The organism is Kordiimonas lacus (assembly GCF_001550055.1).
GTDB classification, from domain to species: Bacteria; Pseudomonadota; Alphaproteobacteria; order Sphingomonadales; family Kordiimonadaceae; genus Kordiimonas; species Kordiimonas lacus.
Map to the genome: position 1 here is coordinate 111,975 of NZ_LRUA01000006.1, position 25,801 is coordinate 137,775.

Here is a 25,801-nt window from a genome sequence, read left to right on the forward strand (position 1 = left end):
TAAGAGAGAGGCCTCTGCCGGTATCGGCGAGGCCTCTTTTTTCTTGGCATCAGGTGGCCGGGATAGCATATTTCGGTGTTCCCTTTCCCCACGCTTTGGGATAGGGTGCGCAGCCGTCAGCCACGGTAGGCTGGCACATGATTTGTTTGCCGTCCAAATGGGCGGTGTTGGTGAACCAATGGGGCTCTATGATGAAGGCACGCATTTACCAACCTGCTAAGAATGCCATGCAGTCTGGCACGGCGAATACGCACCAGTGGATTCTGGAGTTCGAGCCTGAGCTCGCGCGCAAGATCGATCCGCTTATGGGCTGGACCAGCTCTGCGGATATGCGCAGCCAGATCAGAATGAAGTTCGAAAGCCTTGAAGCCGCGCAAGCTTACGCTGAGCGCAACGGCGTTCCTTACGAGGTGAAGCCGGTTCACAAGAAGAAGCGCCACATTCAGGCCTACGCCGACAACTTCAAATAAGTTTCCAAGATAGCGGTCCCGTAGCTCAACTGGATAGAGCAGTTGACTTCTAATCAACAGGTTCGGGGTTCGAGTCCTCGCGGGATCGCCAGTCTTGCCCATTGTCAGTCTTGCCCGAAGCCCTCGCGTTTGCGGGGGCTTTTTATTGGTCACCGTCCCTGAGGGTGGCGAGGTAAGCGATCAGGTCTGCCCGGTCAATCGGCCCGCGCAGGGTCTTGAAGGCGCGGTGGGTGCCTTGTTTGAACTCTTTTTTTGCGAGCAGGAAGCGGTCCAGGCGTTCCGGCGTCCAGGCGCCCTCTACCTTGACAAGATTTCCAGCATAATCAAATCCGTCCGCACTGGCGATGGGGCGCCCCATAACGCCAAAGAGATTGGGTCCGATTTCGTGTGGGGCATCGGCCTCATGGGAATGGCAGGCCTTGCATGTGCGGAAAAGCCGCTTGCCGATCGTTGCGTTGCCGCTGTCTGCACCCGTTAGGGGCCTGTCTACATCCGCGGACAGGTTGGCGTTAGCTGATGCATCAATCAGCCAGTCCAGCAGGTCTGCGCGCTCATGTGGGCTCATCAGGCCCGAATAGGGCATATCATTGTCAGGCACTGCAAGGTGTGGTTTGGCGATGAATGCATTCAGCGATTTCCGGGTCCAGGCACCGCCTTCAGCCAACAGGGCAGGGCTATACTGAAAGTCGGGCGCCCCGGCGATACCCCGGTCCATCAAGCCATGCAGGTTTGGCCCGAAGCGATGCTCGCCGTCTTTGCTGATGGTGTGGCATCGAACGCAGGTCTGGAACAGTTGCTGGCCGCGCGTCACGTCAGGGGAGGCCGCTGATACGTTGCTCGTGAAGGGCGAGGCCAACACAAAAAACGCCAGAATGCACCACAGACTATACCTCGAGATCACCATTATTGGTCCATATCCTATTGCTTCAACGTACCCTTAAAGGATGCGGGCTATCTTCGCTGTGATGCGACTTGAAGGGCAAGTTGAAAATTAGGATAGCGGTTTTCCCCTGGGGGTGGCGTCAACTCTATACCAACAGGCCAGAGGCGGAGTTGGGCGGAAGACAAGCGGAAATGCGCAGGTGCCGGCAATAGGTTCAATTGAGCGCAACACTGTTTTTGTCTGGGGCATGGTGGTATAACTGGCCCCCTTCCCAGGGGCGAAGAGCGGAGTGAATTGAGTGACCGATATTGCAAATGACCTGACGACGACAGCCTCGGTGGATGAGGGCGAAGAGTTCGAGGGAACGATCGAGTCCGTCGGCGACGAGGATTGGATTGCTGTCACGCTGACTGCGGGAGTGACGTACGGTTTCAACCTGCGGGGCCTTTTGTCAAACAACGGGACGCTTGAGGACCCTTTTATCAAGGGAATCTACGATTCTAACGGCAATTCGCTCGGGCTTGAGGATGACGACAGTGGTGACGGTCGGGAAAGCCTGCTGGTGTACACGCCAGAGGCAAGTGGCACGTACTATATCTCCGTAGGCAGTTGGGACGGACCGTTTGACGGCTATGACCCTTCCGGCACCTATACCTTCAGCTATGGCGTGTATGAAGGGTCTGTTTCCACGCCTTTTTCCGAAGCTTTCGCTGACCAAGTAGAGGCAAGTGGAGTCACCGAAGTTGATGCGCTTCTGTCACTGTGGCGCTACAAGAACCTTGAAGGCGGCGAGCCGACTGAAGTTACATACAGCTACCCCACCTCTGGCAGCCTTTATTCCCAGGACCCGGATTTCGGTTATGGCCCGGAATCGCCGGATGCAGAGCCCTGGGCGGGGATCAGCTATCTGACAAATGCGGAAAAAGCCTTGTTTGATGATGCGCTTGCCCAAATTTCCGGCTTTGCCAATATTGTCTTCACCGAAGTGCCGGATAATGCTGAAAGCGCTGGCGTGATCCGCCCCGCCTGGACTGACCTGGCGGACGAAGATGCTGCAGCCTGGGCCTACCTGCCATTCTCTTCCTCTCAGGCGGGAGACATCTGGTTCCTGACCCAAAATCAGGATACAGGCGGCAGCGGTTCCTATTTCCATACCGTGCTGCTGCATGAGCTAGGCCACGCAGTCGGCCTGAAGCACACGTTCGATACCGATGGGTCGGGCGCTGTGATGCCAGCTGAATATGACGGCCTTGAATATACCGTGATGTCCTATAACTCGTCGGTCGACACGGACATCTTTTCGCTGGATTTCTACCCGACGACTTACATGTACTATGACATATTGGCGTTGCAGCACCTGTATGGCGCGGTTGAGAGCAATAACGGCAACACCACCTACACCTTCGAGCATGGTACCCAATATTATGAAACCATCTGGGATACTGGTGGCATCGATACCTATGATGCATCCAGCCAGATCAAGGCACTCCACTTGGACTTGACACCGGGGTCATGGAGTAGCGTTGGGACCACGGTTCGGATGTTCGGCGGCGCCGACACCAAAAACAAGATCGATACAGTTTTCACGCCCCCGGAAATTACCATCGAGCGTGCACTTGGTGGAGCGGGTGACGATACCCTGACGGGGAACGATGCCGACAATCTGCTGGCCGGGAACGCAGGGAATGACAAGCTGACAGGCGGCTTGGGCAACGACACGCTTCGTGGCAATGACGGTGATGATACGCTGATGGGCGGCCTTGGCGCAGATGCCCTTTGGGCAGGCGCGGGGGATACTGGCGCGGACCGGATGTCTGGCGGTGGCGGCAACGACACCATCGGCGGTGGGGCGGGCAATGACCTGCTTGATGGCGGGACAGGTGCGGATGTGGTGTTCGGCGGTGCCGGGGATGATACGATCGCGGGCGGCGGCTGGACAAACGGCTCTGCCGATACCAGCGAGACATCGAAGGCCCAGTTGTGGGCAGGCAGCGGCAATGACTTTGTCTTTGGCGCGGCGGGCAATGATGAGCTCGGCGGCGGCGATGATGACGACAATATCTCGGGCTTTGGCGGCGACGATGTGATCTATGCCGGGAAAACCGGCGCCGACACGCTTGATGGCGGTGATGGCGATGATGTCATCTTCGGCGGTTCTGAAAACGATGTGGTCACCGGTGGCAGCGGCAACGACGAAATCTATGGCGGTGGCGGCAATGATATGGTTACCGGTGGCAGCGGCGGTGACACGCTTTATGGTGGCGCTGGCGATGATACGCTCACAGGCGGTGGCGGTGACGACACCCTGCGTGGCGGTGACGGTGCTGATGTCTTCATCTTTTCCGGTAGCGGCGGCGATGATCAGATCGACGGCTTCACCACAGGCGAGGACATTCTGGACTTTGGCGATACCACCACAGACTTTACTGACCTCGCCAGTGTTCAGGCAGCGGCAACCGACACCGCAGATGGCCTGCTGATTGATCTGGGCGGCGGCGATAGCCTGCTGTTAAGCGGCCTCGCGGTCTCTGACCTATCAGCAATTGATATTCTATACAGCTAGCAGACATGTATGAATGGCCTGAAGGCGCTGCCCCGTGGCGGCGCCTTTCATTTTGGGCTGGGTTTCGCCTTGGCCTTACGCTAGCCTCAGCCGAAAAGCAGCAACCGGGACCCAGTTCATGCCGTTCATCGATCTTCTCAGCAATGCCGACCTTTTGGCGCTCAGCATCTATTTGCTGGCCTTTGTGCTTTATGGCCTGGTGGCAGACCACAGCCCCCTTCAGCGCTATTCCATTTCGGCTGCCATGGACCGGCAGCGCCGCAACTGGATGCACGAGGCCCGGCGGCGTGAACTGCGGATGCTGGACAGCAATGTGCTGCAGATACTGATGAACGGTATCAGCATCTTCGCGTCCACCAATATCTTCGTCATTGGCGGCCTGATCGCCGGTATTGCCTATAACGAACAACTGAGCGATGCCTTTTCCCGCGTGCCGTTCGCGGTGCAGATTTCACCGGCTTTGTGGTCGCTCAAGCTTGCGCTGCTGTTGGCCGTGTTTGTTTATGCTTTCTTCAAGTTCGCCTGGGCGATCCGGCTGGCGAACTATTGCGCCATCATGGTGGGGGCGCTGGCATCCCACAATGACGCTGAGAGTGCGGACGCAGAAGCCCGCACCGAGGCGGCGGCAAAGCTGGCGTCGCTGTGTGCCTTTCATTTCAATCGTGGGCTGCGCGCCAATTTCTTCGGCCTTGCGGCGCTTGGCTGGTTCTTCAGCCCGATGCTGTTCATCGCCGGGACGATCTTTATCGTGCTGATCCTGGTGCGCCGGGAGTTTCTCTCGGGTGCGCTCAAGGCCGTCCGGGCGCTCAAATAAAAAAAGCCGGAGCGAACCCCGGCTTTCTCTCATTATTTCAAAGGCTTATTTGCCCATGCGGTCGAGGATTGCCTCAGCCTCGTCCATCAGTCGGTTCATGCGGCCGATGAGGATTTCATAAGGCGTTTTAGATGCCAGGTCGATCTTCGACGCCTTCAGAAGCTCATACGGATATTCCGACCCGCCGGCTTCCAGCACCTTGATATAGTCCTCGGTGGCTGTCTTGTCGCCAGCCAGCATACGTTCCGCGAACGCTGTGCCGCCCGAGATGGAGGTGGCATACTGATAGACATAGAAGTTGCGGTAGAAGTGCGGGATATAGGCCCATTCGATGGCGTAGGCTTCATCGATGGTCATCACACCCTCATCGTGGCCGTGGTATTTTTTCAGCAGATCCAGATACACAGCCGTCATCTTGGACCCTGAAAGGGCCTCGCCAGCTTCCTGCATCTCATGGATCTTCAACTCAAATTCCGCGAACATGGTCTGGCGGAAGAATGTGCCCCGGATGCCCTCAAGCGCCCGGTCGATATAGTAAAGCCGCTCAGCGTCCGGCAGGTCCTTCGCCAGCATATATTCCTGCAGCAGCACTTCGTTGGTTGTTGAGGCCAGTTCTGCCGTGAAGGTGGTATAGCTGAAGTTCTCGAATGGCTGATTTTCACGGCTCAGCAAGGTATGGACTGCGTGGCCCCACTCGTGGCTGAAGGTGGAAACATCTTCGAACCCGCCGTTGAAGTTCAGAAGCACATAAGGGTGCACATCGTAGGCGGAGCCGAACATATAAGCGCCAGGCCGCTTGCCGGGTTGCGGCAATACATGCATCCAGTCGTCCGCAAACCCTGCCTTCAGGTGGTTCAGATACTTCTCGCCGAACGGCTGCAACGACACCAGCGTCATTTCCTTGGCGTCATCAACGGTGAAGGTGCGGTCCAGTGCCGTTACTTCCGGGTAGATGTCGTAATAATTCAGGTCCTCGAGGCCCAGAAGCCGCTGCCGAAGCTTCAGGTAACGGTGCATGCTTGGGAGGTTGTCGTTCGCGGTATCCACCAGTGTGCGGTAAACGTCTGTCGGGATATTGCTGCCGGAAACGGCGGCGGCCAGGGCATTTTCATAGCCGCGCGATTTGGCGCCAAACACATGGCCTTTCACATGGGTGGCCAGCGTTGCGCCCAGCATGGCTTCATACTGTTTCCAGGTGCCCCAGAAGGCATCGAACACCGCCTTGCGGTCATCGCGGTTCTGCACAGCCCGGTATTTGGTGTAGGCCGACTGGTTCAGAAGTTTCACTTCCTCGCCGTTCGAGAGGGTAATCGATGGCCACGGGATGCTGGCATTGGCCATCAGACCATAGATCTGGCCAGGACCCGACAGTACATCCCCCGCATTTGCCAATACTTTTTCGGCTTCCTTGCTGAGCGTATAGTCTTTCTGCCTCAGTGTGTCCCTGAGGTTGAAGGCATGCTTTTCAAGGCCGGGCTCGGCGGCAATGAAGCTTTCCACCTTTTCAGGCCCGACCTCCAAAAGCTCCGGCGCGATAAAGGATGTTGCCTGGCTCAGTTCGGCGAAAAGCGACTGGGCAAGGGTGCGGCGTTCCTGCGTTTCGGATACGCGCAGGTCTTCATCTGCCGACAGGGTCGCATAGACCAGAAGGCGCAGGGCCGATTTCTGCAGTGCAGAAATTTTGTCTGCGGCCTCAAGAAGGGTGGCTGCGCTTTCCCCGAGTCGGCCACGATATGCGTCCAGCTCCTTCATATCCGCAAGGACTTGCTGGCGTTCGGCTTCCCATGTCGCAGGGCTGGCATAAAGGTCAGTCAGGTCCCACATGGTGGCCTGCGCGTCGTCCGCCGAATGGGCGGGCATCACAGCAGGTGTTGTGGCCATAAGGGCTGTCGATGTAAGCAGGGCGGCCAGAGGCAGCCGCAGTTTTCTTGTGATTTTCATTGTTTCCTCCCACAAATAAGAAGCCGATAGATTGGCGCTGGAATGCTGGGCTGGCAAGACAACCAAAGTTGATTTCGTGGCTTTCAGAACACTCTGCTGTCACGGCATGGCGAGAATACAACAGTTTCAGTGTCACCATTATTTGATTGGAAGAGAAGAACCTGTTTCAATATGTTTTTGAATTCAAACAGTTAGTGTTGGGGTTAGAATGAAATTCAGAATGCTTGCGCTGGTCTTCGGGCTTATGGGCCCACAGGTCGCAGCTGCCGACCTTGCCGTTGAAATCAGGGACAGCGGCGGCCAGCCTGTGCCAAATGCAGTTGTTTCGTTCGCGCCAAAATTCACGCTGACACAACCGGTGCCGGCGTCAGCCAGCGCCGAGATGCGTCAGGAAGGCACGATGTTTTCGCCGTTTGTCTTGCCGGTTCAGGTTGGTACAACGGTTTCATTCCCCAACTTTGATGAGTTCCGCCACCAGGTTTATTCCTTTTCCAAGCCCAAAAGGTTCGAGCTTCGGCTGTATGGCCAGGATGAAAGCAAGACCATTCATTTTGAAAACTCGGGCGTTGTTGCCCTTGGGTGCAATATCCACGACAATATGCTGGCCTATATCTATGTGAGCGAGCACCCAATCGTGGCCAAAACCGGGGAGGATGGTAAAGTCCTGGTGCAATCACTGGAACCGGGCGAATATGATATTCATATCTGGCACCCGGACCTTGCTTCAGGCGCAGACCCGATACTCAAAAGTGTTTCAGTGTCTGCAGACGGGCGCACTGTATCTGGCCAGATTAACCTGCGGTCCATTCGGAGTATTCAGCAGCCGCCAGCAGAGGATGACTATAACTGATGCTTGCGTTTCGTTTCAGGACCAAACTGACAGTCGTCTATCTCGCGCTATTCCTGGCGGTGATGGGTATTATCTTGCTGGCGTTCTACCGGTCCGTAACCACCAACGTGGAAGACCAGACGCGCGACCAGCTCGCAGCTTCCGCCCGGGTCTTTGAACGCATCGTCAACTACCGGGTCAGGACGTTGGGCGAAAGCGTGACTGCGCTGGCGCAGGACTATGGCTTCCGCGAAGCGCTTGGGACAGATGATAAACCCACAGTGATCTCTGCGTTGCAGAACCAGGCCCGTCGGCTTGAAGCGGACATGGCGGTGATCACCGATATTGACGGCAATCCAATTGCTGCACTCCTGGATGGTGAAGCCACAACGGCTATGCCGATGATCAGCGATGACCTGAAGCAGATGGCCGAACGGAACGGTGTGGCCTCGCGTATGGTGTCGGTCGACGGCCGCATTTTCGAGCTTGTTCTTACGGCTGTCCGCGCGCCAGTTCCCATTGCCTGGGTTGCGTTCGGTGTCGAACTGGACAAGGCTACGGCGCAGGACATCAAAGGGCTGTCGCCCATCGAACTTGAAATCGGCTTCCTCTACCGCGCAGAAGGGCAGCAGTATCAGGTGGCTTCGGCAACATCCCATGCGGATGCTTTGTCAGACTTCCTGAAGACCAGCCAGCCCACAGACGAGGCCTTTCGGGCAACATTCATGAACCAGGAGCATATGTTCCGCCATTTGTCGCTGGTTTCCGGCGATGACGGCAATGAAATCTCCGCGCTGCTCTATTACTCCATGGATACGGCGCTGGCGCCATATGATCCCTTGGTGATCACCATGGTTACCGTACTTGTGCTGAGCCTGCTGCTTTTGATCGCCGGTAGTGTGGTTGTGGCGCGCGGCGTCACCAAGCCGCTGACGAATTTGGCGTCGGCTGCCAGGCAAATCGCCGAAGGCCGGTATGAAGAGGTTGAAACCGAAAGCAGGGGCGATGAGGTTGCGGACCTGACATCCAGCTTCAATCAGATGATCTCGGCCGTCAAAGAACGCGAGAAGCAAATCACGTTCCAGGCATACCATGACCCCGAAACCGGGCTTCGGAACCGGTTGATGTTTGACAAGATGATCCAGCAGGAGATTGATCAGTCTGACTCGTTCGTGCTTGTGATCGCGGAAGTCCAGCAATTGCCTGAACTCAGGACCGTTCTGAACCACCAGAATATCAATGACCTGATCAAAGGCGTTGCCCGGCGGATTGAGAAAGTGGCCGATACCGAAGTGGCTCGCGTGTCCACCGAAGCATTCGGCTTCCTGGTGCGCGACGCCGAAGATGCCGAAACTCGCGCATCCCTCGTGCTTAACAGCTTCATGACGCCCTTTGATGTGGCAGATATCGTCATTGATGCCAGTGTGAAGCTGGGCCTGGTGAAGTTCCCGGGTGACGGTGAAGATGGTGCGACGCTCCTGCGGCACGGTCAGGCGGCACTCGATAAGGGGCGCGGCGCCCCTCGCGGCGTTGCCTGGTATGACCCGGATCGCGACAGTTCCCAGAAAGCGCGCCTGTCTATGATGAGCGAGCTGCGCGGCGGCCTCAAGAATGGCGAGGTAAAATTCGCCTATCAACCGAAACTGGACCTTGAAAGCGGCAAAATCACTGCCGTGGAAGCCCTGATCCGCTGGATCAGTCCAAGCCGTGGGTTTGTGCCGCCGGATGATTTCATCCCGATGGCAGAGCGTACGGGCGATATCCGCCACGTGACCGACTGGGCGCTGAGGCAGGCAATCATGCAGGCGGCTGACTGGCGGGCGAGGGGACTTAACCTTGCCGTGGCGGTCAATCTGTCCACCAATGATCTGATGAACCAGAATCTGCCGGCGCAAATCCTCGCCCTGCTCAGGGAACATGATCTGCCGGCTGAATTCCTGAAGCTTGAAGTGACAGAAAGCGCTGTGATGCATGACATGGCCCGCGCGCTGGATGTTCTAAACATGCTGAGCGCCATGGGGCTTGCGCTGTCGATTGACGATTACGGCACAGGCTATTCGTCGCTCAGCTACATCAAGAAGCTGCCGGTGGGTGAGATCAAGATCGACAAATCGTTTGTGCTCAATCTGGCGAAAAGCGACGAAGACAATATCCTTGTCCGGTCAACCATTGAGCTTGGCCATAACCTGGGCCTCTCGGTTACCGCGGAAGGGGTTGAGGACGAGGATTCCATTGGGCGGCTGCGTGAATATGGCTGTGACGTTGTTCAGGGCTATCATATCGCCCGGCCACTACCACCAGCTGAGCTGGAAGAGTTCCTGAAAGAGAGTGAGTATGGACCGGCCTAAAGCCACCCCTTTGGTGGCTCTCTCTGTTGCCCTTGCTCTCTGCGCTGCGACAGCTGTTGAAGCTGAAGGTTTGCCAGCTGTCGACTTTGAAGTGCTGGCAGATGCCCGGCTTTCTGTTGTCTCAGGCGAACAAAGCTGGTTCGATGACTGGCTTGGCAAGCTGCGGTACGGTGGCGACCGTGGGGGCGAAGGGCAAGGCCGTTTCAGGCTTGCTGAACTGTCGCTGATGGCCCGGTCAGACATTACCTGGGACCTGCAGGCCTTTGTGCATGCTAAGTTTGACCCAGAGCAGGATAAGCCTGCTGATCTGGTGGAAGCTTTCCTGCATTATAAGCCCGTCCCCACCTCCAGCGTGCAGTATGAAGCGCGGGCAGGGCTTCTGTTCCCGCATATCTCCCGCGAGAATATCGGGGCGGCGTGGACCAGTCCTTTCACCATCACTCCTTCAGCTATCAATAGCTGGGTGGGGGAGGAAATCCGTGCCCTTGCGCTCGAGGGCAAGGCAACGCTGCGACTGGAAAACCAGAAGCTGTCGCTGACAGCCGCCGTCTTTGGTTTCAACGATCCGGCGGGTTCATTGCTTGCGATCCGGGGCTGGGCATTGGGCGACTATAAAACCGGCGCCTTCAGTCAGGTGCCACTGGCACCAGTTCCTTCAATCCAGCCGGGTGGGTTCCTTGAAGACCAGCCTTTGTGGGTTCACCCGGTCCGCGAGCTGGATGGCCGCCCGGGCTTTTATGCGTCGCTTGATTGGGATTATGCCAAACGCGTCAAGCTGGGCGCATTCTATTACGACAATCGCGGTGACCCGGAAACTTTCAAGCATAATCAGTATGCCTGGGATACCCGCTTCTGGAATTTTTACGCAGAGGTGGAGGCTCCAGCTGGTATCAAAATCATGTCTCAATTCATGACTGGCAATACCATGATGGGAACGCTCTATGACGGAATGCGCATGGTAGATGCGGATTTTACGGCAGGCTATGTGATGGCGACCAGAAAGCTGGGCCCGCACCGCATCAGCCTGCGTCGGGACTGGTTCGATGTGGATGACAACACGTTCGTTAGCCAAGACAACAACAATGAGGTTGGCACCGCGTGGACGCTGGCGTTCAATGCAAAGGTTGGAAAGAAAGCCAATTTGATCGCAGAATTCCTGCATGTGGACAGCAACCGTCCCGCGCGGGAGGGTATTTGGCGCGACGCAGAGCAGGACCAGACACAGCTGCAGGTCAGCTACCGGCAGCGCTTCTAGGCTGCGGATGCCTTTTGGCGGCTGGCACAGACCGCAATCACTAGCAAGTTCAGCATCAAGCCCCACAGCCCGGCATGGATGCCGCCCAAGTGGCTATAGTCCGTCCCTACAAGGTAAGACAGCTTCAGCACAAGCGTAACGGTCACCCCGGCCAGCAGGCCCCACAGCACGCCTCCTGTGGTCACCCGCGCTGTGCGTACGCCCAGGATAAAGGCCGGGGCCGTCTGGATCAGGAACTCAAACTTGAAAATCAGAAGCGCCCAGATGGTTTGCGGCAGCACGATTGCAAGCACAGCCATGACCATCATCAGCGCCCAGGACAGATAGCGGCTGACACGGTACAGGCGCTTGCCGCCGTCTTCCTCCAGATCGCTGCTGATCATATCCTTGGTGACGATCGACCCCAGCGTCAGCATGGCGGAATCGATGGTGGACATGATGGCCGCGATGGCAGCACCCAGATACAGGATCAAGAGCCACGCCAGTGACGGGTAGGCGCCGGTGATATGCTCAACAGCATAGATGATGACATTTTCGCTTTGCTCGCGGCTCAGGTCGGGTCGCCATTCCGCGACGCTCATACCCACCAGGATCATCGGCAGTGTTGTCAGGATAGGCATGACCAGAAGCGGCGCGTAGGACCGCTTCAGCGTACGGGCATCCTTCGCAATATAAATACGCTGGATGGCTTGGGGGTAAACAGCACCACCAATTGCCACGAGCACCACGATGCTGAGGAAGCTGGCTGTCTGGATGTCGTCCGTGAAGTATGTGGTAAGTTTGCCTGCCAGCACAGTTGGGTTGGTAACGCTTTCTGGCCCGTTCAGGCTGACGACTGCGAAAAACAGCATGAGGCAGCCAAGGAACAGCAGGCTGCCCTGTATGACGTCTGTCCAGACAACGCCCCTCAGGCCGCCCAGACTTTCATAGAAGGCCATCACAAGCGCCAGCACCAGAATACCAACAGGGAAGGAAATCGCCCCGCCACTGGCGGTCTCCAGCAAGAGCCCCACAGCCTTGAAGTTGCCCAGCGCATAGGTGATGAGCGTCAGGATCGCGATCACGTTGACGGCGATCAGGAGCGGTTTGCTGCCAAAGCGCCATTTGATGAAATCGCCAATGGAAACAAAGGATTGCTTCTTAGAAAGTCGGTTCAGGGCAGGGGCGTATGTATAGTAAACCAGCACGATGGCCATCACGGCCACGACGATGCTGAGCCCAATGAAGCCATTCCTGTAGGCGTTGCCGGGCACGGCAGACAGGGTATTGCCGCTATACTGTGTGGCATAAAGCGTGAAGAACACGCTGACAGCGCCCATGGAGCTGCCGGCCAGATAATAATCCTTGAGGCTGGTTTCCCGGCTCGCGCGGTTGGCGCGCCAGCCGATGACAAGAAGTGATGCCAGATAAAGAAAGGTGGCGATCAGGCCGCCAGGGCCCAGGATTGCTTCTGTGCCCTGCATGGTGCGCCTTAGAGCCCCAGATGGGTCATGTAGGCGCTCAGGCCAGCTTCCAGGTCGGCGATCAGGTCGTCTGTGTCTTCAAGGCCGATATGCAGGCGGATTACGGGGCCATCTGAAGCCCATGTGGTGGCGGACCGCGCGCTCGATGGGTCACTCGGCAGGATCAGGCTTTCATAGCCGCCCCAGCTGAAGCCCATCTTGAAGTATTTGCGGCCGTCAACAATGTGCGCCGTGTCTTCATAGGCGCCTGCTTTCAGGACGATGGAAAAGAGCCCGGTGGAGCCGCCAAAGTCGCGTTCCCAGATCTCGTGACCGGGGCAATCCTCAAAGGCAGGGTGCAGCACCCGTTCGACCGCCGGGTGATCCTTCAGCCAGGCCGCAACCTTGAGGGCATTTTCTTCATGCTGCTTGAGGCGCACGCCAAGCGTCCGGAGGCCGCGCAATACCAGAAAGGCGTCGTCGGCGGATACGGTCTGGCCCAGCTGATAGGCTGTGCGGCGCAGCTTCTGGAAGGCGCGCTCGCCTGCAGTCGCCGTGCCCATCATCACGTCCGAATGGCCGCCCAGATATTTGGTCGCGGCATTGACGGAGATATCAGCGCCCATGGAAATCGGGTTCAGAAACAAGGGGGTCGCCCAAGTGTTATCGGTGATGACAAAGAGGTCATGCTTCTTGGCCACATCGATGATCGCCGGCAGGTCCTGCACTTCAAAGGTCAGGGATCCCGGGCTTTCGGTGAAGATCAGCTTGGTGTTGTCCTTGATCAGCGCTTCAACGCCGCCCGCGATCAGCGGGTCATAATAGCTGGTCTCCACGCCCATCACCTTCAGGAGGCCGTTGGCAAAAGACCGGGTCGGGTCGTAGGCGCTGTCGGTAATCAGGATGTGATCGCCCGCGCGCACAAGCGACAGGATCGCAGTAGTGATGGCCGCAACCCCAGATGGGAACAGCATCGTTCCGGACCCGTTTTCAAGTTCCGTGACGGCATCTTCGAGCGACCACTGGGTTGGGGTGCCCTTGCGGCCGTAAAACAGATGCCTGGCTGCCGGGTCCGCAACGCGCTCGCGATATTCGGCGTAAGTGTCAAACAGGCAGGTGGACGCCCGGTAGACAGGCGGGTTGACAATGCCGTGGGTCCATTCCTTGCGGCGACCGGTAACGGTGAGCGTGGTGTCGGATTTCTTTTTAGTTGTCATGGCTTTGCGCGGGTCCTGTCTCAACGGGTAGGGCAGGGTCTGCGCCCCACTCGGTCCAGGAACCGTCATAAACGGAGACGTCGCGTTTGCCAAGGGTCAGGAGCGCGAGTTTCAGCACGCAGGCCGTGACGCCGGAGCCGCAGGAGGTAACAACAGGCTGGTCGAGGTCCACGCCCGCCGCTTCGAAGGTCGCACGGATTTCATCCTCCGGCTTGAGCGTATGATCAGGGGCATAGAGCGAGGAAAAGGGCACATTAAGGGCATAGGGAATGTGCCCTGACCTAAGTCCCTTGCGGGGCTCCGGCTCTGTGCCTTCAAACCGGGCTTTTGACCGTGCATCAATCACCTGTTCTTTTTTCGATTTCAGGTTCATGTAGAGGTCATCCTGACAGCGCAGGCGGTCAGGCTTCAGGGCGGCCTTGAAATCACCAGGCGCGCGCTCTGTCGGTGCGTCTGTCACGGGCTTGCCTTCGGCTTGCCATTTCTGCAGCCCGCCATCCAGCACATAGACATTCTCATGACCCATGACACGGAAATTCCACCAGACGCGCGCGGCGGAGCGCACGTTGCTGTTGTCATAGACAACGATGGTGTTGCTGTTGGAGACGCCAAGCTTCCTGACGGCGCCTTCAAATTCATCGGCGCGCATCATCATGTGGGGCAGGTGGGCCGCCACTTTGGTGTTGGCATCAATATCGAAGAAAATCGCGCCCGGGATGTGGGCTGCGTCATATTCTGCGCACGCATTCCTTTTGTCGGCAGGCATATGCCAGGAGGCGTCGACAGGTAGGATCGTGGCATCACTGCCAAGTTTCTCAGCAAGCCAATCTGTGGTTACCAGTGGAAACGGATTCATGAAATGGCCTTTTCCTTATACTCAAACCAAAATCGGCAGCGCCCGGCTCATGGGTCAAACGCTGCCAGCGCGTAGCGTAAGCGCTTGAGGGTTGTGATACAATCAAGCAATTGGCAGGTCAGCTATGACTTTAGTGCATGGGTGGCGGCCGCTGCAGGATCCGAAATCAGAGGGACAAGGGCTCTGGCTTGCCCGCTGCGTCGACCGCCACCATGACAAATTCGCTTCTGGCGCACAAGCGCCTGTCCCCGGCTATCAGGTCTTCCGCTGTCATGGAAACCTCGACCACCAGCGACGAGCGTCCGGTATATTTCACCCGACCTTTGAGGTCGATAATCTCCCCGCCTTGCGCGGGTGCGATAAAATCGGTGCGCTGGCTTGAGGCCATGACGAAAACCCGCCGACTGTGGCGGCTGGCGGTGATAAAAGCGGTTTTGCCCATCATGGCAAGGGCATTGCCGCCAAACAGCGTGCCATAATGGTTGGTCTGGTCCGGGAACACCATTTCGACCCGGTTGCACAGAATGTCTTCGTCGACCGGTTGGGTCTCATCCGTCGGGGCTGGGGGCAGGGGCGGCTGGTCCTTGTCAGGCGACACCATGGTGAAATGACCGCGCGTACACAGCTGCCGGTCACCGGTCAGCAGATGCTCGGCATACATGTCTACCTGCACGGTGGCGGAGCGCCGCCCGGCCTTGACGATGTTAGCCTGCAGGTCAATCAGGTGGCCCCGTGACGCGGGGGCCGTGAAATCAATGCGGTCACAGGAGGCGGTCACGAAAGGGCGCCGCCCGAAGCGCGTGGCCGCAACAAAGGCTAGCTTGTCCATGTGCGACAGGGCCGTGCCGCCAAACAAGGTGCCGTGATGGTTGGTGTCACCGGGGAAAACGATATCGATCAAATGGGTGGTGGCAGTCATGGGCGTGTCCTTGTGTGAAAACCAGGCCACCTGATGGTGGCCCGGCTGTTGGCTGGTTGGTCAGGCGCTGCGGGCGTCGCGGGCCGCGGCCACCATATTCTCAAGCGCTGGGGTGACCTCTGCCCAGGAACGGGTCTTGAGGCCGCAATCCGGGTTGACCCAGATCTGGTCGGGCGCCAGCCGCTCGGTCGCTTTTCTCAAGAGGGCCGTCATCTCTGCCTTGTCGGGCGTGCGCGGTGAATGGATGTCATAAACGCCGGGGCCGATCTCGTTGGGGTAGGCGAACTCTTCGAATGCCGCCAGCAGCTCCATGTCCGACCGCGAGGTCTCGATCGAGATGACATCAGCGTCGAGCGAGGCCACGTCCGCGATGATGTCGTTGAACTCGCTGTAGCACATATGGGTGTGGATCTGCGTTGTGTCAGCAACACTTGAAGACGCTAGGCGGAAACAGTTCACGGCCCATTCCAGATAGCCCGCGTGGTCCGCTTTCCTGAGCGGCAGGCCTTCCCTGAGCGCCGGCTCGTCGATCTGGATCAACCGGATGCCAGCAGCCTCCAGGTCTGTCACCTCATCCCGGATCGCCAGTGCGATCTGTTCGCAGGTTTCCGACCGCGGCTGGTCGTCGCGCACGAAGGACCATTGCAGGATGGTCACAGGTCCCGTCAGCATGCCTTTCATCGGCTTCTGGGTCAGGCTTTGGGCATAGGCCGACCATTTGACCGTCATGGGTTCGGGGCGCGACACGTCACCATAGATAATCGGCGGTTTGACATAGCGTGAGCCATAGCTTTGCACCCAGCCGGATTTGGTGAAGGCAAAGCCCGCCAGCTGTTCGCCGAAATATTCGACCATGTCGTTGCGCTCAAACTCGCCATGCACCAGCACGTCCAGGCCCAGGGCTTCCTGGCGCCTGACCGCTTCCCGGGTCTCTGCCTCAAGGAAGGCGTCGTAGGCTTTGGCGGTCAGATCGCCGCGCTTGAAGGCCGCGCGGGCCTGGCGGACTTCTTTGGTTTGGGGGAAGGACCCGATGGTGGTGGTTGGGTACAGCGGCAGGTCCAGCGCTGCCCGCTGCGCGGCGCGCCGTGTCTCATACTTGCTGGCGCGGCGGAAGTCTGACGGCAGCGTATTCTGCATCCGGTCATCCACCAGCGGGTTGTGGATGCGGGCAGAGGTGCGTCGGCTCTCGGCCGCTGCGGCGCTGTCGTCGAAGGCGGAGGCGACATGGTCGCGGCCATGGTTTGCTGCGCGCGTGAGCAGGCTGACTTCTTCAAGCTTCTGGGTTGCGAAGGCCAGCCAGCTCTTGAGTTCCGGGTCCAGCTTGGTCTCATTTTCCAGGTCCACCGGGCTGTGGATCAGCGAACAGGAGGGCGCAACCTGCAGCGCCCGGCCATCGAAAGCCGCGGCCTTCGCAAGCACCGCGAGTGCCTTATCAAGGTCGGTCCGCCAGATGTTGCGGCCATCCACCAGCCCGAGCGACAAGAGCTTGTCTTTACTGATAACCGACAGGCAGGCCGGAAGCTGGTCGGGCGCACGGACAAGATCGATGTGCAGACCATGGACGGGCAGGCGGGACGCCAGTGCCGTGTTGTCACCCAGCCCTTCGAAGTAGGTTGCCAGCAGAATTTTGAGCCCGCACTTGCCGAGGCGCGCGTAGGCTTGTTCGAACGCCTGACGCTGTTTGTCTGTTTCCGCGAGCGCAAGGACTGGTTCGTCAATCTGTACCCAGTCCGCGCCGGCGTCGACAAGCGATTGCAGCAGGTCGGCATAGACAGGGAGGATACGGTCCAGCAGATCGAGTGGGTCACCAAGGGCCGCGTCCTTGCTTTTGCCGAGCGTCAGGTAGGTGACGGGGCCGATAATCACCGGGCGGGTGTGGATGCCCTGTGCCAGTGCTTCCTTGTATTCGTCCACCAGCCGGGTGGACGACAGGCTGAAGCGCTGGTCTGCGGTGAATTCCGGCACGATATAATGATAATTGGTGTCGAACCATTTGGTCATTTCCATCGCGGGCGCACTCTTGCTGCCGCGCGCCATGGCGAAATAGGTGTCCAGGCTGACGTGGCCGCCTGTGTGCCCAAACCGCGCGGGCACAGCGCCCAATGTGGCTGTCATGTCCAGTATCTGGTCATAAAAGGAGAAATCACCACAGGGGATGACATCAACGCCCTTTGACTGCTGGAGCTGCCAGTGGTGCGCACGCAGCGTTTTGCCGGTGCTAATCAGGTCTTTTGGGGAAATTTCCTGGCGCCAGTAGGCTTCCAGGGCTTTCTTGAGGTCGCGCGCCGCGCCGATGCGCGGGAAACCGAGATTGGCCGATTGTATCATGGCTAACCTTCCTTCTTGAATTTGAATGTGAAAACGGGCTGCGCGCAGGCAGGCTGCGAACAGGAAAGCTGGGGACAAAACGCGAAAGCACAGGCGGCACAAAGCGGCCCGGCATGCGGCTTACATGTCAGGGATCAGGGAAGCGAACTGAGCTTCACATTCGGCGGGAAAATTGGGTCTTGGTCATCTGTCGTCTCCACCGTCTCACCCCGGACGGACATTGGGTTGCATTTCACCGATGGTAGGTCTCCTGGCTCGCGGGCTTGGGCTGGTCGCCTTCCCGGACAATTGTCCAGTGGCATGATGACCGGCCTTCACCGCTTACAGTTGCGGGGGCAGCTTCGGACTGACGCGCCACCTGGCGCACCGAATTCCCTGTTATCCCCTTGCGGGGACCATCGATGAGAAAGTATATATAAAGAAATCTTTATATTGTCAACCATGTGTATGCCGGGCTGGCGCGGTTTGGATTACGCGCACAAAAAAAGGCGCGGAACTCTGCGCCTTTTAATGTGTACCCGTATTCCTAAGGGGGGAAGGATGGGCGGGTACGGCTTGGAAAACTCAGGTACTCGAAACTAATTCACGACATGGCGGGAGGCGAAGTCTCCGCCGCTACTGGCCTCAAACAGGCGGCTCAGAAGCGGGTGATCGAACTCTTCCGTCTGGTCGCATTCCACCAGATTGTCTTCCGCCACATAGGTGGTGTGGGTCTCGCCGTCCACGAGGACGTGATACCAGGGGCGGTCTTTCGGGGGATGCGAGCTAGCCATGATGTCATACCATTCAGGAGACTGGCTATACACAGCATCCACATCGAAAATGAGACCGCGGTAGCCGAACCTCCGGTGGATGACCACCGTACCCGGCGCAAAGCGTGCTCTGCAGATTTTTTGTGCCATTGTTCTTCTCCTACTCAGTCGGTCGTCCAGGACCCTTTCGCTGTGTTTGCCTGAACTCGACAAGGCCACTTCTTGGCCCGTTAATTCCAACTATAAAGGGCCTAAATTAATAAAAGCTGAACTAATCGTTCAAAATTGTTAAGAAATTGGTAATTATATTTCAAAGGTTAACGCGTGCGATCTCAATTCCTTAACGCGGCTGGGCGGCGTTAAAGGACACAAAGGGGTTAAAACCTTTGACAATCGGCGCCCTCAAAAGCATAGAGAAGCGCATGTAGCAGGGGATAATTCACCCTCGACTGTTTTGGCCTTATTATATGGGTCGGCCTTAAGGGATACATGGGATGACGAAAGAGATTTATCAAGGGCTCGAACAGCTGGGCGCCAAGTCGGACGCACCACAGACGCCCGAGGAAGCGGTGCTTGAATATGTGAAGAACCCGCGCCCGAAGTCTGATTACTGCGTGCGCTTCACGTGCCCTGAGTTCACGTCACTTTGCCCCGTGACCGGCCAACCCGATTTCGCCCACCTGGTGCTGGATTATGTGCCGGGCGACAGCCTGGTTGAAAGCAAGAGCCTGAAGCTGTTCCTGCAGTCTTTCCGCAACCACGCCGCCTTTCATGAAGACTGCACGGTGGGCATCGCCGAGCGGCTGGTGGAGGAAATGAAACCCAAGTGGCTACGGTTCGGTGGTTACTGGTACCCGCGCGGCGGCATCCCGATTGACGTATTCTACCAGACCGGCGAAGCCCCAAAGGGCGTGTGGATCCCGGAACAGGACGTCCCCACCTACCGCGGCCGGGGTTGATATGTATTATCTGGTCGCCGCCCTCATTGCAGCTGGGGTTCTGTTCCTCTTGAAGGGGCTTGTTACTGCGGTGCGCTCGGGCGAGCTCAAGAAAATTGGCGGCGGCGGTGTGAAGGCCCGAAAGGATGACCCGAGTGGCTTCTGGGCTGCCATTGCTTTTGAAGCGCTTTATCTTCTCGCTGGTGTCTGGCTGGTTCTGTATTTGATTGCGCCGGAGATGTTTTCGATCTCTGCCGACTAGGAGTAATTCCATGCATCTTTGTTTTCTTTCCAGCCGGGTAACGATGCCCGGGTCCCCCGTCCGCCGTGTTGACGCGTTCGAGCATGACCAGATGATGGAAAACCTGACCGCCGCCTTCGAGGCGCGCGGCGGCCGCGTGACCGACGTGTCGTGGGACGACAAGGATGTCGATTGGTCCACGTTCGACGCCGTGATGATTGGCACCACCTGGGATTATTGGGACCGGCTGGATGAGTTCCTCGAGACACTCGAGAAGATCGAGACACAGACCCGGCTCTATAACGCGTCCGCATTGGTGCGCTGGAACATCGACAAGCGCTACTTGCGCGACCTTGAAGGTAAGGGCGCGGCACTGATTCCGACCATCTGGGCCGATAAGGCGACGCCTGAGGTGATTGCCGAGGCGTTCGAGACGTTCGGCGCCGAGAAGCTCGTGGCCAAGCGCCAGGTAGGCGCAGGTGCCGACGGCCAGCATATGCTGAAGCGCGGTGATGCGGTGCCAGAGATGCCGCACCCGATGATGATCCAGCCTTTCATGGACGCGATTGTGGATGAGGGGGAGCTCAGCTTCATCTTCATCGGTGGCAAGCTGTCGCACACGCTGCTGAAAACCGCAGCCAAGGGCGATTACCGTATCCAGAGCGCCTATGGCGGGCAGGAGACGCCCGTTGACCCCGCGCCCGAGGACGTGGCGCAGGCGGCCAAGGTGCTGGCCGCAGCGCCCGTCAAACCCCTCTATGCCCGGGTGGACATGATCCGCGGCGAGGACGGCAGCCTGTGCCTGATGGAGATGGAACTGATCGAGCCGTTCCTATACCCGCTGCAGGGGCCGGAGCTGGGCGCCCGCATTTATGAGGCTCTCAAAGGGTAGGGCTTGGCAAGTGTATCTGCCTCCCCATATCTGTTATAGAGAGATTTGGGGAGGACAGCGATGACAGACCAGCAACAACCGGAAGACGACACTCAGGAAAACGGCACTTCGCCGGGCAGGCGCAAGCGTGACCCCAAGTTCATTGCCGTGGGCCTGGCGATTGGCGTGGGCGTGGGGGTTGCCATCAGCAACATCGCCGTCGGCATCGCGCTTGGCCTTGTCTGGGGCGTGGTGATGAGCCGCAGGAACAGCGACGACTAGTTACGGAATATCGATGAACTTGTGGGTTTGCAGGCTCAGGCGCCACTGTGGGTGGGCCTTGCAGTAGTCTACGGCCTTGGCGGTATTCTCTGCCTGCACGTCACAGTCCATCGGCTGCAGGAAGAAATGCTCGAAATCCAGGCCTTCAAACTGCGCCGGGTCACCGCCTTCTTGGGGGTACACAAGCTTCAGCTCCTGGCCGCCTTTTACAATCATCTCTGACCCGATCTTGGGGCTGATGCACAGCCAGTCGATGCCCTCGGGCGGCTCGACCGTGCCGTTGCTTTCAACCGCAATCTCAAACCCTGCGTCATGAAACGCCTCAACGGCGGCACCGTCCAGCTGCAAGAGGGGCTCACCGCCCGTGCAGACAACCAGCGGCTTGCCGCTTTTGCCAAGCCACAGGGACTTTACGGCAGAGGCGAGGTCTGCCGCGGTCTTGAACTTGCCGCCGCCTTCACCGTCCGTGCCAACGAAGTCCGTGTCGCAGAACTGGCAGATGGCCTTGGCGCGGTCGCGCTCAAGCCCGGTCCAGAGATTGCAGCCGGCAAAGCGGCAGAACACGGCCGGGCGGCCGGCTTGCGCGCCTTCGCCCTGCAGTGTGTAGAACATCTCTTTGACCGTATAGACCATGTGTTTCCGTCCGTTATCTCGTCACCCTGAACTTGTTTCAGGGTCCATGTTTGCCGAAAGCTTTGTTCCTGGATGCTGAAACAAGTTCAGCATGACGGCAAGTAATTAGTCCTGGTACCGGGTTGGGTCGGCAAGGCCGGCCTCTTTGAAGCCTTTCTTGCGCAACAGGCAGCTGTCGCAGTGACCGCACGCCTTGCCCGCGGTGTCCGGGTCATAGCAGCTGATCGTCAGGCCGTAATCAACGCCAAGCTTTGTGCCCGCAGCTGCGATCTCGGCTTTTGTCATATCCAGAAGCGGCGTCCGGATACGGATGCGTTCGGCGTCTGTCACACCCACTTTGGTGCCCAGGTTTGCTGTTTCCTCATAGGATTTGATGAATTCGGGACGGCAGTCCGGGTAGCCTGAATAGTCCAGTGCATTCACGCCAATGAAGATATCCTTGGCGCCCACAACTTCAGCGTAGGCAAGGGCAAACGACAGGAAGATGGTGTTGCGCGCAGGCACGTAGGTCACCGGGATATCATGGCTCATGTCATCGTCGGACCGGTCCTTGGGCACGTCGATGTCAGCCGTCAGGGCGCTGCCGCCAAAGAGCGTCAAGTCGATCACGGCGGTCTTGTGTTCGGTGACACCAAGGTGGTCTGCAATTCTGTCGGCAGCTTCCAGCTCAACGCTGTGGCGCTGGCCATAGCGGAACGACAGGGCATAAACCTCAAAACCCTGCTCTTGGGCGATCGCGACACAAGTCGCGCTGTCGAGCCCGCCGGAGAGGAGTACCACTGCTTTTTTTCTATCGCTCATATTTCACTCTTATAAATCAAAACCGCCCGGCGTATAGCACCGGGCGGCTCGTTTGATAAGAAAAAACCTCGGGAACGGCTTAGTCGACAGGTTCGGCCTTGAAGACACCTTCGTCCAGCTCGCCTTCCCATTTGGCCACGGCTGTACCGACCGAGAGGTCACCTGTCACGTTCACAACGGTCCGCAGCATGTCGAGCGGACGGTCAAACGGGAACACAAAACCCACGATCAGGAAGGTTTGTGCGTCCTCAATGCCAATCACGCTGAGGACTGTTGCCAGCAGGAACAGGGACGCCGACGGCACAGCCGCTGTGCCGATGGATACCAGCGTCGCAGCAAAGGCGATTAGCAGATACTGCTCAAGCCCCAGCGGTACGCCCAGCACCTGCGCGGCAAAGACGGCCAGGATGCCCACATAAATGCCGGAGCCATCCATATTGATGGTGGCACCGAGCGGCAATACAGAAGACGCAACCGTTTTGCTGACGCCCAGGTTTTCCTCGGCCACCGTCATGGTGACGGGTAGGGTGCCTGACGATGACGAGGTCGAGAAGGCCACGAGCTGGGCGCCCGTGATGTCCCGGAAGAAGCGGCTGGGCGGCAGTTTCAGCAGGAATTTCATGATGGAGCCGTGGGTGATCAGTACGTGGATTGCGCATGCTGCAATCACGGAACCGGCCAGCGGCACAACAGTGAACAGCTGTTGGACACCGCCTTCACCGACAACTTCTGAAATCAGGGCGAAAACACCAAATGGTGCAACTTCCATAACGACGTGTGTTACTTTCAGCATGGCCTCAGAGCCCGCATCAGCGAATTTTGCCAGCTGCTTGGCCTTGTCGCCTGCCATCAAAATGCCGGCCCCAAGGATCAGTGCAAAGAAGATGATAGCAAGCATGTCACCGTCAGCAAGGGCTGCAAGCGGGTTGGTCGGAATAATGCTCAGAAGGCGTTCAGCCAGTGGCTTGGCGGGCGGCAGTTCTTTTGCCACAGCGCCAGAAATGTCAACGCCGATACCGGGCTGGACAATGGCAGCCACCGTTAGGCCAATGGTAATGGCAACCAGGGTTGTGCCGACATAAAGCGCCAACGTCTTGATGCCCAATGAGCCAAGGCGTTTAGGGTCGCCCATGGCGATAACACCGGATACCAGCGTGATAAACACCAGCGGTACAACGATCATCCTGATCAGATTGATGAAGATATCGCCCATCCAGGAAATCTTCGCCGCGTGCTCGCCAGCGAGTGCGCCAAAGATAATCCCCAGCACCAGCATTGCCATGATGCGCTTCCACAGCGTGATTTTAAACCAAGCGGAAAACATGTGTCCCTCTCCCCAGAACATTGTTGGCTGTGTGGTCCGCAGCCATTTGATATTTGGGCCTAGGGTTAAGCGAAACGGCTTGAATGGCAAGGATATTCCGAAAAAACATTCCCACATTCCAGGCGCCTGCCGTCTCTTTTTTATGGCGGGCTCCGCGCGGTGGTAGCGCCTTAAAATTGTAGGCGTTTATGGACTATTCATCTTCGCGTGATAAAGTGGCGGTCGAGGTTAACTGAGGAAACAGGGGCGGTAGTGGGAAAATTCCCAACATTCGGCTTGAAATCCGTATTGCTTGCGGGCGTTGTTGCGCTTTCGAGCACATCTGCACAGGCGTGCATCAAAACGGCTGAGCTGAAGGCGGACCAGATGCGGTTTCTTGAACTGCAGCTGAAGGTCGCCGCGCTTCGGTGTCGATTTGAAAACCCTCAATTTGCATCGCTTTATAACCGGTTTGTGGTGGCGCACAAAGGGGCCATCAAGGCCAGCCGCTGGCCTGTTGAGGCATATCTTGCGCGCCAGACCCGGATGGATATGGACACGTATGTCACCAAAACAGCCAACCGAATCTCGTTTGAAAGTATGGACGCGGGCTATTTCTGTGAGAATGCGGCGGCGGTCGCCGATATGGCGGCAAGCCATGCCGATCCCCTGATGGTGATTGACCTGTTGCCGGTGCGCTATCAGACGCCGCGCCCTGTTTGCGCCGACAGGACCGCCCCCACCACAGCAACGGTTGCCACGCCAGACAGGACCGGGGCAATCGATCGCTAGGATCACCTGATCCTTCCAAAAGAAAAGGCCGCCTGGACAGGCGGCCTTCTTTGTTTCTGCGTGGAGGCGCCGACTAGCGCTTCAGCAGGATTTCCGAACGGCGGTTCTGCGGCTCGCGCACACCATCATCGGTGGCAACAAGCGGCGAGCTTTCGCCTTTTGCAGCCATCATGATGTTGCCGGCGTCGATGCCTTCAGCGATCAATGCAGCCTTCACGGCAGCGGCCCGACGCTCGGACAGGCGCATGTTGTATTCTTCGGAACCGGCACGGTCAGCGTGGCCAGTTGCCATGATGCGGACAGCTTTGTGTTCCTTGAATGCCTTGGCTGCGGCCTTGATGATTTTCGCGGCGTCCGGCGTGATGTCCGACTTGTCGAAATCGAAGAACACCATGAACGGGCCGGGCAGTGCCACTGGCTTTGGCTCAGGTTTCTTTTCTTCTACAACCTGCGGCGTCACAACAGGGGCCGGTGCTGGTGTCGGCTCAGCGCGAACAACAGGCTCTGGTGCCTGGCGTACCGGCTCTGCCTGCATGGGCTCGGATGACGCACCAAAGCGCCAGCTCAGGCGTACGAACACTTCATTGTTGACCACTTTATAGCTGGAGGTGCGCGCTTCGGTCACGAAGTCGCGGCTGTGGGTACGGAAGTGGCGGAAGCCCATGCCGAACTCAAGGCCGCCGTCGATCGGCTTAACGATCTGTGCCATGACCTGGTTGGCAAACTGCCAACGGCTGTCGTCCAGAACCAGTGCCTGGCCTGAGCGCTCGCGCTTCACTTCGACGTCAGCAAAGCCAAGGCCTGCACCAACAAGAGCTTTCCAGCCACTGAATTCAGCGAATTCGTACCAGGCGTTCGCCATGATGGCGTCCGATTTCTGAACACCGCCAGCCAGATTGTGGCCCTGATCCAGGTCGAGGCCGCCCGTGCCGGCAACTTCCATGGAGTGATAGCGGTTCTTGCGAATGGCATATTCGCCTTCAAGGCGCCATTTGCCAAAAGTGCGACCAGCATAAAGGCCGCCCATCGTGCCGAGGTTCTTCTTGTCTGAAAGCGACAGGCCGGTCAGGTCATTTTCAAGCGACCCGCGGTCGGCCCGTGTGGCGCCCAGCTCAAAACCGGCATAGAAGTTATCGTCGGCCATTACGGCAGTGGCGCTGGTGCTCAGCAAAAGCGACGCGATGAGAACACGCATAATCTAATTCCCCTTTTAAAGATCAATATGATCGATCTGTACGTTTAACCGGGGAATAAGCTCGAATTTGGGCAGAAACAAGCTGTTTTCATGCCTTTTTTCACCCAGAGCGGGAAACGTGGGCCGCC

At 57.9% G+C, this 25,801-nt stretch carries 23 protein-coding genes, 1 tRNA gene and 1 riboswitch; of the genes, 12 read left to right on the top strand and 12 right to left on the bottom strand.

Annotation, left to right across the window (positions count from 1 at the left end; all coding sequences use genetic code 11):
• Window positions 1–191 precede the first annotated feature (191 nt).
• Window positions 192–470, top strand: coding sequence for an ETC complex I subunit (locus KORLAC_RS08635; RefSeq protein WP_068305499.1), 279 nt, complete (start codon window positions 192–194; stop codon window positions 468–470).
• A gap of 14 nt (window positions 471–484) precedes the next feature.
• Window positions 485–561 (top strand) — tRNA-Arg (locus tag KORLAC_RS08640).
• Between the two features lie 51 nt (window positions 562–612).
• Here KORLAC_RS08640 and KORLAC_RS08645 read toward each other — a convergent pair.
• Complete coding sequence (locus tag KORLAC_RS08645; protein WP_068305500.1) at window positions 613–1,374, bottom strand: c-type cytochrome; 762 nt, start codon at window positions 1,372–1,374, stop codon at window positions 613–615.
• 277 nt (window positions 1,375–1,651) lie between these two features.
• Between KORLAC_RS08645 and KORLAC_RS19170 the strand changes: the two genes are divergently transcribed.
• Both KORLAC_RS19170 and KORLAC_RS08655 read left to right on the top strand, forming a co-directional pair.
• A complete protein-coding gene (locus KORLAC_RS19170) occupies window positions 1,652–3,916 on the top strand; it encodes a M10 family metallopeptidase (protein ID WP_068305502.1) in 2,265 nt (754 codons plus the stop codon).
• Between the two features lie 118 nt (window positions 3,917–4,034).
• Window positions 4,035–4,730, top strand: coding sequence for a DUF599 domain-containing protein (locus tag KORLAC_RS08655; protein ID WP_068305504.1), 696 nt, complete (start codon window positions 4,035–4,037; stop codon window positions 4,728–4,730).
• A 45-nt stretch (window positions 4,731–4,775) separates the two neighbouring features.
• Here KORLAC_RS08655 and pepF read toward each other — a convergent pair whose 3' ends face one another.
• A complete protein-coding gene (gene pepF / locus KORLAC_RS08660; RefSeq protein ID WP_068305506.1) occupies window positions 4,776–6,671 on the bottom strand; it encodes an oligoendopeptidase F in 1,896 nt (631 codons plus the stop codon).
• Window positions 6,672–6,879: 208 nt separating this feature from the next.
• Between pepF and KORLAC_RS08665 the strand changes: the two genes are divergently transcribed.
• From KORLAC_RS08665 to KORLAC_RS08675, 3 genes are read left to right on the top strand one after another with little or no spacing between them, the layout of a single operon-like run.
• The gene (locus KORLAC_RS08665; RefSeq protein ID WP_068305508.1) at window positions 6,880–7,521 is read left to right on the top strand and encodes a cupredoxin domain-containing protein; all 642 of its coding nucleotides are present in this window, start codon (window positions 6,880–6,882) and stop codon (window positions 7,519–7,521) included.
• The gene (locus KORLAC_RS08670; RefSeq protein ID WP_068305513.1) at window positions 7,521–9,848 is read left to right on the top strand and encodes a putative bifunctional diguanylate cyclase/phosphodiesterase; all 2,328 of its coding nucleotides are present in this window, start codon (window positions 7,521–7,523) and stop codon (window positions 9,846–9,848) included. The genes KORLAC_RS08665 and KORLAC_RS08670 overlap by 1 nt, the downstream gene beginning before the upstream one ends.
• Complete coding sequence (locus tag KORLAC_RS08675; RefSeq protein ID WP_068305516.1) at window positions 9,835–11,103, top strand: hypothetical protein; 1,269 nt, start codon at window positions 9,835–9,837, stop codon at window positions 11,101–11,103. The genes KORLAC_RS08670 and KORLAC_RS08675 overlap by 14 nt, the downstream gene beginning before the upstream one ends.
• On the opposite strand, the gene KORLAC_RS08680 is transcribed toward KORLAC_RS08675, so the two are convergent.
• From KORLAC_RS08680 to hspQ, 6 genes are all read right to left on the bottom strand, one after another.
• The gene (locus KORLAC_RS08680) at window positions 11,100–12,566 is read right to left on the bottom strand and encodes a sodium:solute symporter family protein (protein ID WP_068305517.1); all 1,467 of its coding nucleotides are present in this window, start codon (window positions 12,564–12,566) and stop codon (window positions 11,100–11,102) included. The two genes, KORLAC_RS08675 and KORLAC_RS08680, sit on opposite strands and share 4 nt — an antisense overlap.
• Before the next feature lie 8 nt (window positions 12,567–12,574).
• A complete protein-coding gene (gene metC / locus KORLAC_RS08685) occupies window positions 12,575–13,762 on the bottom strand; it encodes a cystathionine beta-lyase (RefSeq protein WP_068305519.1) in 1,188 nt (395 codons plus the stop codon).
• Entirely contained in the window at window positions 13,752–14,618 is an 867-nt protein-coding gene (sseA, locus tag KORLAC_RS08690) for a 3-mercaptopyruvate sulfurtransferase (protein ID WP_068305522.1), read from the bottom strand. Before sseA ends, metC begins: the two co-directional genes overlap by 11 nt.
• 166 nt (window positions 14,619–14,784) lie before the next feature.
• On the bottom strand, window positions 14,785–15,537 hold the full coding sequence (locus KORLAC_RS08695; protein ID WP_068305526.1) for an acyl-CoA thioesterase: 753 nt from the start codon (window positions 15,535–15,537) through the stop codon (window positions 14,785–14,787).
• Between the two features lie 60 nt (window positions 15,538–15,597).
• Window positions 15,598–17,865, bottom strand: a complete 2,268-nt coding sequence (gene metE / locus KORLAC_RS08700; RefSeq protein ID WP_068305529.1) for a 5-methyltetrahydropteroyltriglutamate--homocysteine S-methyltransferase — start codon at window positions 17,863–17,865, stop codon at window positions 15,598–15,600.
• A gap of 223 nt (window positions 17,866–18,088) precedes the next feature.
• A riboswitch (cobalamin riboswitch) is annotated at window positions 18,089–18,280 on the bottom strand.
• Between the two features lie 163 nt (window positions 18,281–18,443).
• Window positions 18,444–18,767 (bottom strand): heat shock protein HspQ, encoded by a 324-nt coding sequence (hspQ, locus tag KORLAC_RS08705; RefSeq protein ID WP_068305531.1) that lies wholly within the window; start codon window positions 18,765–18,767, stop codon window positions 18,444–18,446.
• A 344-nt stretch (window positions 18,768–19,111) separates the two neighbouring features.
• On the opposite strand from hspQ, the gene queF reads away from it, so the two are divergent.
• The 4 genes from queF to KORLAC_RS08725 are packed head-to-tail and all read left to right on the top strand — an operon-like array spanning window position 19,112 to window position 20,949.
• Window positions 19,112–19,576, top strand: coding sequence for a preQ(1) synthase (gene queF, locus KORLAC_RS08710; protein WP_068305532.1), 465 nt, complete (start codon window positions 19,112–19,114; stop codon window positions 19,574–19,576).
• A 1-nt stretch (window position 19,577) separates the two neighbouring features.
• Window positions 19,578–19,817, top strand: a complete 240-nt coding sequence (locus KORLAC_RS08715) for a hypothetical protein (RefSeq protein WP_068305534.1) — start codon at window positions 19,578–19,580, stop codon at window positions 19,815–19,817.
• Between the two features lie 10 nt (window positions 19,818–19,827).
• A complete protein-coding gene (locus KORLAC_RS08720; RefSeq protein WP_068305537.1) occupies window positions 19,828–20,688 on the top strand; it encodes an ATP-grasp domain-containing protein in 861 nt (286 codons plus the stop codon).
• Between the two features lie 60 nt (window positions 20,689–20,748).
• Window positions 20,749–20,949 carry a hypothetical protein gene (locus KORLAC_RS08725; RefSeq protein ID WP_068305539.1) on the top strand — a complete coding sequence of 67 codons (201 nt, stop codon included), beginning with the start codon at window positions 20,749–20,751 and terminating at the stop codon, window positions 20,947–20,949.
• On the opposite strand, the gene queE is transcribed toward KORLAC_RS08725, so the two are convergent.
• The 3 genes from queE to KORLAC_RS08740 form a co-directional block, all read right to left on the bottom strand.
• Window positions 20,950–21,582, bottom strand: coding sequence for a 7-carboxy-7-deazaguanine synthase (gene queE / locus KORLAC_RS08730; protein WP_068305541.1), 633 nt, complete (start codon window positions 21,580–21,582; stop codon window positions 20,950–20,952).
• A gap of 105 nt (window positions 21,583–21,687) precedes the next feature.
• Window positions 21,688–22,383, bottom strand: coding sequence for a 7-cyano-7-deazaguanine synthase QueC (queC, locus tag KORLAC_RS08735; RefSeq protein WP_068305544.1), 696 nt, complete (start codon window positions 22,381–22,383; stop codon window positions 21,688–21,690).
• 79 nt (window positions 22,384–22,462) lie between these two features.
• The gene (locus KORLAC_RS08740) at window positions 22,463–23,707 is read right to left on the bottom strand and encodes a dicarboxylate/amino acid:cation symporter (RefSeq protein WP_068305546.1); all 1,245 of its coding nucleotides are present in this window, start codon (window positions 23,705–23,707) and stop codon (window positions 22,463–22,465) included.
• 252 nt (window positions 23,708–23,959) lie between these two features.
• Here KORLAC_RS08740 and KORLAC_RS08745 point away from each other — a divergent pair, with 252 nt between their 5' ends.
• On the top strand, window positions 23,960–24,478 hold the full coding sequence (locus KORLAC_RS08745) for a hypothetical protein (RefSeq protein WP_068305549.1): 519 nt from the start codon (window positions 23,960–23,962) through the stop codon (window positions 24,476–24,478).
• Window positions 24,479–24,551: 73 nt separating this feature from the next.
• Here KORLAC_RS08745 and KORLAC_RS08750 read toward each other — a convergent pair whose 3' ends face one another.
• On the bottom strand, window positions 24,552–25,673 hold the full coding sequence (locus KORLAC_RS08750) for an OmpA family protein (RefSeq protein ID WP_068305551.1): 1,122 nt from the start codon (window positions 25,671–25,673) through the stop codon (window positions 24,552–24,554).
• Window positions 25,674–25,801 lie beyond the last annotated feature (128 nt).